Raw genomic sequence first — 12,175 nt, forward strand, 5'->3', positions numbered from 1 at the left:
CAAGCTGCGAACGATTAAAAAATAAAGGAGTTGACGCAAGGGCAAACCCGTGGTAAATTATGGTCAATTCTACATTTTACGCTACGGAAGCACCGTAACCGCGCAGCAGTTCTGCGTTGTTACGGTGCTTTTTTGCGTTCTTTTCATTCTGGAGGAGAGTGGCATCTTCATCATGGGCAAACGAAATCTGATTGTGGCCGTCAAAGAGAGCGAATACGTCGAGCGTCTGGCGGATTACATCCGTCACGCCGCATTCGGCGAGAGCTGGCAACTGACGGCTTTTACGAACCCGGCGGCGCTGCGGGGTTTCATTCGCGGCGGATACCCCGTCGATCTGTTGGCCGCGCAGCCGTCCATGCTGGACGAGCTGGGAGAACTGCCGGCTCATCTTGCCGTTGCGGCGCTTGTCGAATATCGCGGGCAGTCGCGGGACGTGGCGGAAATCATGCAGTTTCAGCCTCTTCCTCTGCTGCTTCAGGCATTTACGGCTCATTTTGCCGCGAGCGGCCATACGCTGCCAAGACCCGCCATTCACGGCAAGGGACCCGCGGTCATCGCCGTGTATTCGGCCTCGGGCGGCACCGGCAAAACCACGCTTGCCCTGCAGCTCGCCCAACAAGCCGGCATATCGGGGATCCCGGCGTTCTACTTGAATTTGGAGCAATGGAATGCTTCCTTGCCCGCGGAGGCAGGCGGAGGGGGCGGCGATTTCGCCAAGCTGCTGTACACGCTCCAATCGGAGCCGGATCAAGGCGCGTCCGCCGTAGCGGCGCTTCGCAAACGGCATCCGACGTTCGGCGTGGATTCCATCGCGCCGTGCGATAACCCCGAAGAGCGGTTGACGCTTGGAGCCGAACACGTGAAGAGCCTGCTCGCGGCAATTGCGAATACGGGAGATTACGGCTGCTTGGCCGTTGACTTGGACACCAGGCTTGACGCGCTTCACATCGGAATATTTGAAGCATGCGATGCCGCGGTCTGGCTCATGACGCCGGATGCCGCGAGCCTGCGGAAGAACGAGCTTGCGCTGCATTACGGGGATCGAAAGTACGGGACGGCGTTCGGGGAGCAGAAATCCAAGTTCAGGTTCGTCCAGGTCGGCGGTTCTCCCCATGAGCCCGCGGTTTATGGCGGCGGGAATATCCGGGTGGACGCGGTGCTTCCGTATGTAGAAGAGTGGGCGAGCGGCGGGCATCTGAGTGGCACGGGCGCGATGGCTCCCCATTACCGGGGAGCGGTGGAATCGCTGCTTCGCAAGCTCGGCATCGCGTAGGGAGGCGGGGAGATGAACGAAGAAACCATACAGCGCTTGAAAGAACGCATCCGCGGACAGCTTGAACTCGACAGTGCCATATCGGACGAAGTGCTGAAAGCCAAAATCGAACACGTCGTATTCGAGTGGTGCACTCAGCACCCCCTTCCAGCCGGCGAGAAAGTGCAGCTGGTTCGCCGGCTCTTTCATGCTTTTCGCGGACTCGATCTGATGCAGCCGCTGATGGACGACCCGACCGTGACCGAGATCATGATCAACGGCCACGAGGAGCTCTTCGTCGAGCGGGCAGGCCGGCTGACGCGGCTGCCGTTCGGATTCGAGAGCAGGGAACGCTTGGAGGATCTGATCCAATCCGTCGTGGCCGGCGTGAATCGCGTCGTCAACGAGTCTTCGCCGATCGTGGACGCCAGGCTGAAGGACGGATCCCGGGTGCATATCGTCCTTCCCCCGATCGCGCTGAAAGGACCGACGATGACGATCCGGAAATTTCCCGAAAAGCCGCTCCTGATGAAAGACTTGATCGCGCTCGGCGCCTTGCCCGACGAAGCGGCAGCCCTGCTGGAAAAGCTCGTCAAAGCCAAATACAACATTTTTATCAGCGGAGGCACGGGTTCCGGCAAGACGACGTTTCTGAATGCCTTGTCCCAGTTCATTCCCGAGGACGAGCGGCTCGTGACGATCGAGGATGCCGCCGAACTTCAAATCGTATCCGTGCCGAATCTCGTATCGATGGAGACCCGCAATGCGAACACGGAAGGCAAGGGAGCCATCTCCATGCGCGATCTGATCCGGGCATCGCTTCGGATGCGGCCGAACCGCATCATCGTCGGGGAAGTGCGGGGCGGCGAGGCGATCGATATGCTGCAGGCGATGAACACCGGCCATGACGGATCGCTCTCGACGGGCCATTCCAACAGCGCCCGCGACATGATCGCGCGGCTGGAGACGATGGCGCTCGGGGGCGCCGAGCTCCCCGTCGCCGTGATCCGGCAGCAAATCGCGTCGGCCATCGACATTATCGTTCATCTGTCCAGGCTGCGCGACCGGAGCCGCCGCGTGACGGAGATCAGCGAAGTGGTCGGCATGGCGGACGGAGAGGTCGCCATTCAGCCCTTGTACCGCTTCGAAGACGAGGGAGAACGAAACGGGCGCGTGCTTGGCGGGTTGCGGCGATGCGGGGATGGACTTCAACGGACCTGGAAGCTGAAGATGGCGGGGATGAGCGAAAGATCGGGGGGCGAGGGCGCGTGAAAAAGAATGGCCGCAAGCCGCGGAGAGATTGGCCGGACTGGCTGGCTTGGCCGGATACGGCGGCGGCGATATTGCGTGCCCGGAACTCCGGCAGCCTGACGCAATACTCGGACTACCGGCTGACCAGGCGGCAATTCGTGTCGTCGGGAATCATCGGCGGGACAATCGTTTTCGCGGCGGCGTTCCTGTTTTACCGTTCGGTGCCGGCGGCTCTTATTCTCTCGGTAATGGGCATCGCGGTTCCGCGCATGCATCGGGGGTTTCTGCTTGAACGGCGGAAGTTCCGGCTTGCGCAGCAATTCAAGGAGGCGCTGTACGCCATTGCATCGTCGCTTGCCGCCGGGCGATCCGTCGAGAACGCGTTCTTGACCGCCCAGGAGGATCTGAAGCTGCTGTACCCTAGTCCGGCGACGGAAATCTTGGTCGAGTTCGACATCTTGGCGGCCCGCTTGGGATTCGGCGAACCGCTTGAGCAGGGGTTGACGGACCTCAGCCGGCGGGCCGGCATCGAGGACATTACGCAATTTACCGATGTATTCACGACATGCAAACGGTCCGGCGGAGATATGGTGGACGTGATCCGGCGAACGTCGCAAATGATCGGCGAGAAGCTGGAGGTGCAGCAGGAAATTACGGTCATGGTGGCCCAGAAACGGTTCGAATCCCGGATTATGATGGCGGTCCCGTTCGTATTTCTCGCTTTTCTCAGTCTGTCCGCGCCGGACTACATGGCCCCGCTGTACAGCGGGGTCGGATATGTCCTGCTTACGGGCGCTCTGCTGATGCTGGGCTTCTGTTATGTGCTTATGTCCAAAATCATGAATATCCGCTTATAAGGAGACGGGCGCCAATGGTTGCAGCTTGGGCGGCAGGATTGCTGCTGACGATCGTATGGGTCTTCGGGATCGTCGAGAACGAACGCGGCGGAGAAGGCGGGAAAGAGCAGAAGAGCCGGTGGATTTCTGGTCCCTTCCTCCGCCTGCTGCTGCGAAGCGGATTGCTTGAGCGGTTCCAGCCGCTCGCGGCGGGATTGCACGGGAAACTGCTGATCCTGAACGGACAAGCTTGGTCCGCGGACGCGAGCCGCGGGTTTATCGCCGAGTCGCTCGGAACCGGCTATGCCGCGATGTGCGGAGGCGCATGGCTGGGCGTCTTGAGCGGCGAGCCGGCGATGCTTTATATCGGGCTGCTGCTCGGCATCGTCATTCCGGCGGCGAAATGGAAGGATGTATACAGCAAGGTAGAGCGCCGCAAGCAGGATATCGTGCTGCTGCTGCCGGAGCTATTGAATAAGTTGATGCTGCTGCTGGGAGCCGGGGAAACGCTCCAGCGCGCCTTGGTCCGCTGCGCGGAGCGCAACGATGGACACGCGCAGCATCCGCTGCTTCTCGAGCTGCGAAAGGTGAACGAGTCCGTGCGCAACGGGGAGTCGTTCGCGGCGGCGATGGAAGTGTTCAGCCGCCGCTGCGGCGTGCAGGAGGTATCGGTCTTCACCACGACGATGCTGCTGAATTACCGGCGCGGCGGCGACCGCCTGGTGCTCTCGCTGAAGGAGCTGTCTTATTCTCTGTGGGAGAAACGGAAGGCAGTTGTCCGATCGCGGGGCGAGGAGGCGTCGTCGAAGCTTGTTTTTCCGCTGGTCGGCATATTTTTCGTGCTAATGGTGCTGGTCGCGTCGCCCGCCATTCTGATGATGCGCGGGTAGATATTTTATTTCATGACAGGGAGAGATGAAGATGCGTAATTGGAAACAGGAAGTTCGTCGATTTTGGAAGGGCGAGGAAGGATTGGGCACGCTGGAAGTCGTGCTCATCATCGCTGTCGTGATTATTTTGGCGCTTATGTTCAAGGGCTGGATCATCAAGCTGCTCAACAATTTGATGAAAAGCGCGGACGATAAGGCAAATGGCATTTTCGACTCGGAATAGACGCCGGTTGGTTGCGTTCCTCAAGCGGGAGGAAGGAAACTTTACGTTGGAAGCGAGCATGGTCGTCCCCGTGTTGTTCATCGCGCTGCTTGCGCTTCTGATGCTGAGCCTATACACGTACCAGACGGTAGTGATCTACCATTCCGCTTCGGAGACCGCGGAGCGTACGGCATTTCGCTGGGATAACAGCGCCCGCGACCCGGTTAGCGGGATCGGTCCGATCGGTCAATACGACGGATTGTATTGGCGGATGGCGGACAACGGGGCTTTGCAGTCGTTGTTCGGCTTCGTTTCGGATAGCGGCGGGGATGGCGGAACGGAGATCGCCATAGGAGAAACGGGCGCCGACGAGGGGAACGGGAGCTCGCTCCCGGAACGCAAGCTGAGAGCGGAAGCGAGCCGGGTTGGAAAACCATTTCAAGGGGCGATGCGGTACGACTACGGGGCGTTGGAGAAACGGGTGCAGGTCAAACTGCGTCAGCCGATCACCATTCCGCCGCTGGAAACGTTTCTCGGACATTCGGAGCCGACTTCCGCGAGTTCCGCTTCGATCGTAGATCCCGTCGAGCTGATCCGCAACGTCGACTTGATTCGCTACTATGCGGGGAAATTCAAAGGCGGCATGGACGGCGATAAACGAAAGCAGGCGCAGGCTATCCTCGGAGATCGGCAGGCGATGAATCATGGCTAGCGGTTTCGGGGAACGCGCGCGCTTCAAGCGCGAAACGAAAAAAGGACGGTTGCGGTTATGGCGGCGCGAGGACGGGGCGGTATCGCTCTACCTGGTCGTCTCGACGGCGGCGATGCTGTTTCTTGCCTCGTTGTTGATCGATTACGCGAGGATCGCCGCATTCGACAAGCAGAGCGAATTGGCCGCGCAATCGGGCATTCGCTCCGCACTGTCCGCGTACGACGAAACGCTGTACGAACAGTACGGGTTGTTCGGCGCGGGAGGGACGGACCGGAATCAGCTGTTCGCGGAGGCAGCCGAGCATAATTGGAAAGCCGAAGCGGGCAATGGCTTTCAGCTTCTCCGGATACGGAAAGAAGCTTCCCACGTGGATTCGTACGAGGTATTAGGCAATCAGACGGTGTTTACGCGTCAGGTGTTGGAGGAAATGAAGTATAAAGGGCCCGTGGACTTCGCGATGGAAATCGCGTCGCGGTTCGCGCCAATGAGCTCGGCCATGAAGGAAGCGACCGCGACGGTCAACGTTTTGGAAGAAATCAAGCAGCTATACGAGGAAAGGGAGAAGCATCTGGAACGAATCGCGGAGCTCCGAAAGCAAAGCGCGGCGCGCCTAGCCGGGTTTTCGGGCAAGCTTGGATCCGCTGCGGACCTCGTCAGCGGGTACGGCGCCTACGAAAGTTGGCTGCAAGCGGATGCCGCGCTCGCCGAAGGCGCAAAACCCGCGCATGGGGCAGAAATCGCAGCGTATCGAAGCCGGGCGCAGAGCGAAGCTGCTGTCTTGAAGACAAGCGCCTTCGAAGAACAGGCGCGGCTCGACGCGGATCTGGCCCAGGCGTTGTCCGAGCTTCAAGCGGCGGAGCAACTGAATGCTTCGATTGCCGCTGCGGTCGCGCGCACGCGGGAGGAACAAGCAGGAAGCGGCTTCGATAGTCTTGCCGGCGCGAACGTTGCCGGACAGGAGGCGTCCTCGATGACGCCGGAAGAACTTGCGCAATTCGGCGATACCCGGTCGTCCGCGGATGGGTTGGTCATGAAAGCGGAATGGTTTGCGGATTATCGGCAGGAATTGAACGATCAGCTTTCCGGCTTTCGGCATGTCGCCGAAGAAACGGAAGCTTTCCGGGCGACGATGCTTTCCGCCGTCTCTTCGTCTGGCGCAGCCTCGGCGCTCAATCAGGCATGGACGAGCTTAAACGAAGCTTATCAAGTTTATTCGCAGCGCTATGTCGATCCGGGAACGGTTATTCGAGCAAGGCAGGATGAGCTTCAGCGGCGGCAATCCCAAGACGCGGAACGGAAATCCAATGAAGCTGCGGCGAAGTCCAAATGGGGCCAAGTGAAGGCGATGATCGGCGGGATGACGACCGGCGGGGGGAACGAGGAGCAGAAGAAGGCATTCGAGGACGTGAAGCGGTTGGCGGCGGATAACCTGCAATTCAACCAAGCTGCCCATGATGACGGCGAAACCGCCGATGATCCCCGGCAGTCGGAGGACCCCGGCGACGAAGCCGAATCCGCCATGACCTCCATGGGTTCGATGTTCGGCGGTATGGCCGATTTGCTGGGAGGCATACGAGATCCGCTCTACATCAACGAATACGTGGTGCATCGTTTTAACAGCTTCGACCCCAAGCAGCTGCACGGGATCGTTACCGGCGGCAAGCAAGAAGATTTCTCGAAATCGTTGACGCTCGAGAATCAGGAGGTCGAATACATCTTGTACGGACTTCATGAACCGGGAGCCAATGTCGCGGCCGCTTTCGGCGAGATCTTCGCGGCACGGCTTGCGATCAGGACGATGGAAGGCTTGATCGCATGCAAAGCACTCGGAAATCCCTTGCTCGTACTGTCCGCGGCCGTGCTGTACGGCCTTGAGAAAGCGATCGCGGATATGACCTCGTTGGCGGAAAACGGCAAGGTACAACTTTCGAAATACGTTCCCGCCGAACTGACGTACGCGGATTATTTGCGCGTCTTTCTCATCGTGCACGGCAGCGGAGGACAATCGCGGAAAGCCAGGGTTATCGCCGTCATCGAACATAATACGGACATGGATTTATCGAATATCGCGACGGGATTATCCGGCGAAATGACGTCCTCGGTCAACTTATGGTTCCTGCCGGGGTTGATGAGAAGCTTTACGGCGACGGGCATTCTGAGCGGAAAGGTAAAGGACGGCCGTTATGAGAAAACGCAAACGATCGGCACCTCTTACGGGTAAACGGAGAGGCGAGTCCGGGAGCATCGCGCTGGAAGCGAGTCTGGTGCTTCCGGTCGTGCTCATGGTGATCATGTTCTTCATTTGCCTGATTAAAATGAACGCGGCGCAGATGGCGCTTCACGGCGTCGTCTCCCAAACGGTTCGGCAAGCCGCGGCGAATATCCATCCGATCGAGCTCGCCGTTAAGGGCAGCAGCTCCGGCGGCGAGGATCAACCGGAATCCGGCCTGGGGTCATCCGGCGGGAGCGACATGGAGTCTCCCTCAAATGGCGGCGGTCCGGATTCGCCAAGCGGAGGCGTCCAACAGCAAGCGGATTCCTCGCCTTCAGGCGCAGCCGGCTCCGCTTCCATGCGGGACGAGCCGCTGCCCGTTGTCCGGTTTCTGGCGGACAAGCTCGAAGATTGGCTGCCTTCTCCGTCCGGTCCTTTGTTGGCCGCAGCCCTGAAAGGGGATTGGAAAACGATTCAGGATACGGCGGCGGCAACGGTCGGCCGGCCCATCATCGAACCGATGCTCCGCCGAGAAGCGGACGCGGCCGTACTGGACCCGGCGCGGATTCGCCTCTCCAAGCTATCGCTGCCGGACTTGAAGAACAAAAGCGATTTATCGCTCATGATCGAAGCGGAATATTCGTTTCGGCTCGGTTTCCCGTTCACGAAGAAGACGATCGTCCTTAGAGAACAAGCGGAAGAGCGGGTATGGACGCCAGATCCCATTCCGGCGCCGAGAGGCGATACCGGCGCGGATTCCGAGCACGCGCCGATTCAGATCGTGACGATCGAACCGTCGCCGGTCCGGCCCGGAAACAAAGCGCGCGTGGTCGTGAAAACGACGCCTGGCCGAAGCTTGTCCATTGAAGTGATCTATAAAAGCGGCCATAGCGTCGCCAAACATCTGGGCGATACGGTTACGGATCAAGAGGGACTGGCGGAATGGACGTGGCTGGTATCCGGAAACACCACGCCGGGCACGTGGGAGATCGTCGTCACGGCAAGCGACGGCGTTACGGCCGCGAGGCATTTCGTCGTACAGAAGAAGCAAGGGGGGACGGAAGTTTCGAATGAATAGCTGGATTACGGAGATCATGGCGGCTTTGTTCATCGGAGCGGCGTTTATCAGCGATATCAAATCAATGACGATATCGAACAAGCTGAATATCGGGTTTCTCGCTGCGGGGGTTTCTTATCACGTTATCGCAGGCGGCGCAACAGGAGGCTTGCATGCTTTAGCCGGCGCAGGCGCGGGCTTGGTACCGCTCCTCCTTCTCTACCTGTTGAAAGGAATCGGAGCAGGAGACGTGAAGTTTTTTGCGGCGCTGGGCGCGATTCTCGGGATGGAGGACGTTCTGAAGGTGATGATGTACGCCATCTTGTACGGCGGGTTGATGGGCGCCGTTACCTTGCTGTTCAACCGGTCGTTCGGCAGGCGGCTGTTGTTCGGAGCGGTATCGGTCATCGTGGCGGAATCCCGGCTGCAGGCATGGGAGGCAAGCTTCGCGAATTCGGGAAGCTTGCGGTTTCCTTTCATGATCGCGGTCTTGCCGGGAGCCGTCACGGCATGGTTCATGATGGCGCCTTTGTAATCGTAAAGGAGGGATATACGATGATTTTGGACGAGCTTCAGGTCGACTTTGCCATGAAACGCGGCCATGAAATGATCGTGGACACGAAGTCCGGCATAAAGCGGGATGAGCTTGACGGCATCGAAGTTCAAATGCTGCAGGGCACGCGGATTCCGAAGCTGCTGCCCATAGAGTGGATCGACATCGACGGCGGGATCACGTTCCGGTATCCGCTGGGCGGGAAACGCATGCTGATGCATCGGCTGCAAACCCAGCAAATGACGATGTTTCAATTTTATACGCTGCTGCTGGCTGTCGTCGAAGCTTTGGATGACAGCAGGCATTTTATGCTTCGCGGGGAATGCTTCTTGCTGCACGAGCAGTACATCTTTATCGGGGATAACTGGGACGATGCCGTTCTTGCCTATGTTCCTCTGCGGGACAAGCGGATGGTATCCTCAGCGGGCGAAGCGGTGCTGGCGATGGCGATTCGCTGGGTTGGCGCGGTCGAAGAGCCCGACGGCTTGGGCTTGCAACAGGTCTTCCAGCATTTGCGCGGCGAATTCGTTTCATGGGAGCGTTTGAGACAAGCGCTGCTCAAGCTCCTGGGAGAGAGCTATAGGGCCGGATTGGCGGAGAACAGCAGCGCGGACGAAGCTTACGGGAAGCAACCTGCCGCCGTCTTTCAAACCGTTCAGGACAAGAAAATAGAGAAGCCGAGAGAAGAAAAAGCGAGATTCGAAAAGCCCGCTGCCGAATTTTCGGCAAAATCGGCGTTCGCAAATGAAAGCGCGCCCGTAGACGCCGCTTGGGACATTAACGGCAGCGGCCGCGCGCGGGATGCCGATATTCCTTTGACCGAACTTCCGGAAGAAGCCGAGGGCGGAACCGGCAGAACGGGGTGGATCATCGGGGCGGGATGGATTCTCGCGGCGGCCGTCATCTGGCGGTTCCTGTACCTGTCTGCCCCATCGCAGACAAACCTCTCCATCTGCGCCGCGTTGACGCTAATGACCGGAGCGGCGGCACTGCTCTTGATGAAGCGTATAAAAAAGAACCGCGAGGAACCCGATGAACGCAAAAGCTGGAGGGATGAACAGGAGTGGCCCCCGGAGGACGCGTTCGTGCCGAATTCGATCCAGTTCGGTAAGGGTACGAACCATTCGGCGCAAGTTCCCGGGAAACCGGCCGTCCCGATTATTCCAGAGCAAGAACCGCGGGAGCGGGAATTCCTGCCGCCTGCGCCAGCATCGTCAAATAAAGCTGCGACATACTCGCGTACGGCTGCAAACGACGCTACGGTTCTGCTCGGACAAGAGGCCAAAGAGCCATCCGGCGCCGGTACTGCCGGGCGGCTGCCTTGGCTGGAGCGGCAAGCCGAGGGCGAGGCGGAGAAAATCAGATTGGAACAGCTTCATTTTATCATCGGCCGTTCCAATGAAGGCGTACACTACATCGATCAAGCTTCGGGAATCTCCAGGGCGCATGTCGAGCTGCTCGCCAGCGAAGGCCTTTGGTCCGTGAAAGACATGGGTTCGCGCAACGGCAGCACCTTGAACGGCAGCGCTATGGTCCCGTACAAATCCTATCCGCTCACGGATACCGATCAGCTGCAGCTGGCCGGCGAGCAGGGGCCGGTATATGTTTTCCGCGCAGGTTGATTGAGCCCTGCGACCAGTTAGAGCTGCGAGGGGCGAGCCGACAGATCGTCCTTACGGGAAGTCCTCGAGCTAGCCCAACCTTACTCTCGGGCGAGCAACTGACGCATGGCGACGCTTGCTTTCGGGTAACGGAACGAGAAGCCGAGTTCAACGCTTTTACGGGGAATGGCTCTTGAGCCTTCCAGGAGAAGGAAGGAGAGCTCGCCAAGCGCGGTTTTCAGCACAAAAGCCGGCAGCGGGAACCAATGCGGCTTCCCTGCCGCCGCGCCGACGGTGCGGCCGAAGTCGTCGTTCGTCAACGGCTCTGGCGCGCAGGCGTTTACCGGACCTTCGATCGCCGGATTGTCGATGCAGAATAGGATCAAGCTTGTCATATCGTCTTCATGGATCCATGGAATCCATTGTTGTCCGCTTCCGATGCGACCTCCGGCGAACAACCGATAGGGAAGCAGCATTTTCGGAAAAGCGCCGCCTTTCATGCCGAGCACGAGGCCGATGCGCAGCTTCACGAGCCGTTCGGCGGGAATGCGGTCCGCAGCGGCCTCCCACTGTTCCACGACGGAAGAAAGATAGTCCGTGCCCCGAACAGTGCTTCCTTCGTCATGCGCGCGGCTGGCATCCGTTCCATATATCGAGATGCCGGAGGCATTCACGACTACGCGCGGTTTCTGTTTCAGAGCCGCTGCTGCTCGCTCGATTGCCATGGCGGCATCGAGCCGGGATTGAAGGATTGCTTGCTTGCCTGCCGCGTTCCAGCGCCTGTTAATGGATTCCCCGGCAAGATTCACGATCGCATCGAACCCTTCAAGAGCGGACGGCGACTCCTCAAGCTGCCCCCATGCGAGATACTGCAGCCGCGGCTTGAGCTGACGTTGCCCTCCGGAACGCGAAATCACCATGACTTCGTCTCCCCGTGCAAGCAGCGCGTCGACCAGCAGGCTTCCGACATAGCCCGTTCCTCCGGTTACGGCGATTTTCATGCCGATCCCTCCCTTTTTTCCAGTTACCACCATGGTACAACAAAAGCCGCCCAAGCAGGCGGCTTATTTATTCAGAAGATGCGTATAGGGCGAATAATCGATCTGCTCCCGCTCCAGGAACGTCACCAGGCTGCGGTAGTCGCGCTTCGGCGTTGCCCGTATGTATCCTTCGATGCAGTGGTTGCGCATCACTTCCGGCGATCCGCCTTCGACCGCCACTTGCGCGATCTTGGCCGCGATGGAATGGCGCGCGATATCGCGAAACGCGCTTGGCACCGGCGCCACGAGCTTCTCGAGAAATTCCTTGGAATCCTCCGGCCACATGCCGCGGCTTCGTTCCACCCAATAGTTTTGCCAATCGAGCTTGGACTTGCCATCCCGCATGGGGAGGACTTTGAGAAATTTGCGGAACATGAAATAACCGCCGATCGACATGAACACGATCATGACTACGGCCCAAAACACGATAAAATACATGAACCAATTCGGAGCCATCGTTTATCCTCACCTCTTGCAGCGCAGTATTCCGTTAAACATCGGCAAATCGTAATTTATTATAAGCCATGCGCAGCATATCCCGCAACAGACGGCAAATTTCGGAACCTAGA

General features: G+C 59.0%; 11 protein-coding genes and 2 pseudogenes. 10 read left to right on the forward strand and 3 right to left on the reverse strand.

The window, feature by feature from the left end:
- The first annotated feature begins 172 nt into the window (after window positions 1–172).
- From AC50YL_RS27290 to AC50YL_RS27310, 5 genes and pseudogenes are all read left to right on the forward strand, one after another.
- Complete coding sequence (locus AC50YL_RS27290; RefSeq protein WP_494836147.1) at window positions 173–1,273, forward strand: P-loop NTPase family protein; 1,101 nt, start codon at window positions 173–175, stop codon at window positions 1,271–1,273.
- A 12-nt stretch (window positions 1,274–1,285) separates the two neighbouring features.
- A complete protein-coding gene (locus AC50YL_RS27295; protein ID WP_494836148.1) occupies window positions 1,286–2,524 on the forward strand; it encodes a TadA family conjugal transfer-associated ATPase in 1,239 nt (412 codons plus the stop codon).
- On the forward strand, window positions 2,521–3,360 hold the full coding sequence (locus AC50YL_RS27300) for a type II secretion system F family protein (RefSeq protein WP_494836149.1): 840 nt from the start codon (window positions 2,521–2,523) through the stop codon (window positions 3,358–3,360). The genes AC50YL_RS27295 and AC50YL_RS27300 overlap by 4 nt, the downstream gene beginning before the upstream one ends.
- Before the next feature lie 14 nt (window positions 3,361–3,374).
- A complete protein-coding gene (locus tag AC50YL_RS27305) occupies window positions 3,375–4,229 on the forward strand; it encodes a type II secretion system F family protein (RefSeq protein ID WP_494836151.1) in 855 nt (284 codons plus the stop codon).
- A 31-nt stretch (window positions 4,230–4,260) separates the two neighbouring features.
- Window positions 4,261–4,419: pseudogene (locus AC50YL_RS27310) on the forward strand (Flp1 family type IVb pilin); the annotation flags it as partial.
- Here the strand turns inward: AC50YL_RS27310 and AC50YL_RS27315 are convergent.
- Window positions 4,369–4,533: pseudogene (locus AC50YL_RS27315) on the reverse strand (hypothetical protein); the annotation flags it as partial. The pseudogenes AC50YL_RS27310 and AC50YL_RS27315 sit on opposite strands and share 51 nt — an antisense overlap.
- Here AC50YL_RS27315 and AC50YL_RS27320 point away from each other — a divergent pair.
- The 5 genes from AC50YL_RS27320 to AC50YL_RS27340 are packed head-to-tail and all read left to right on the forward strand — an operon-like array spanning window position 4,499 to window position 10,587.
- Window positions 4,499–5,143, forward strand: a complete 645-nt coding sequence (locus AC50YL_RS27320; RefSeq protein ID WP_494836152.1) for a pilus assembly protein — start codon at window positions 4,499–4,501, stop codon at window positions 5,141–5,143. The pseudogene AC50YL_RS27315 and the gene AC50YL_RS27320 sit on opposite strands and share 35 nt — an antisense overlap.
- The gene (locus tag AC50YL_RS27325; RefSeq protein WP_494836154.1) at window positions 5,136–7,364 is read left to right on the forward strand and encodes a hypothetical protein; all 2,229 of its coding nucleotides are present in this window, start codon (window positions 5,136–5,138) and stop codon (window positions 7,362–7,364) included. The genes AC50YL_RS27320 and AC50YL_RS27325 overlap by 8 nt, the downstream gene beginning before the upstream one ends.
- Window positions 7,327–8,433, forward strand: a complete 1,107-nt coding sequence (locus tag AC50YL_RS27330; RefSeq protein WP_494836156.1) for a TadE/TadG family type IV pilus assembly protein — start codon at window positions 7,327–7,329, stop codon at window positions 8,431–8,433. The genes AC50YL_RS27325 and AC50YL_RS27330 overlap by 38 nt, the downstream gene beginning before the upstream one ends.
- Window positions 8,426–8,947, forward strand: a complete 522-nt coding sequence (locus tag AC50YL_RS27335) for an A24 family peptidase (protein ID WP_494836158.1) — start codon at window positions 8,426–8,428, stop codon at window positions 8,945–8,947. Before AC50YL_RS27330 ends, AC50YL_RS27335 begins: the two co-directional genes overlap by 8 nt.
- A gap of 20 nt (window positions 8,948–8,967) precedes the next feature.
- The gene (locus AC50YL_RS27340) at window positions 8,968–10,587 is read left to right on the forward strand and encodes a DUF6382 domain-containing protein (RefSeq protein WP_494836159.1); all 1,620 of its coding nucleotides are present in this window, start codon (window positions 8,968–8,970) and stop codon (window positions 10,585–10,587) included.
- Window positions 10,588–10,667: 80 nt separating this feature from the next.
- On the opposite strand, the gene AC50YL_RS27345 is transcribed toward AC50YL_RS27340, so the two are convergent.
- A complete protein-coding gene (locus AC50YL_RS27345) occupies window positions 10,668–11,567 on the reverse strand; it encodes a TIGR01777 family oxidoreductase (protein ID WP_494836160.1) in 900 nt (299 codons plus the stop codon).
- 63 nt (window positions 11,568–11,630) lie between these two features.
- Window positions 11,631–12,062, reverse strand: a complete 432-nt coding sequence (locus AC50YL_RS27350) for a DUF2621 family protein (protein ID WP_494836162.1) — start codon at window positions 12,060–12,062, stop codon at window positions 11,631–11,633.
- Window positions 12,063–12,175: the final 113 nt, after the last annotated feature.

This window comes from Paenibacillus sp. J22P277 (assembly GCF_059383675.1).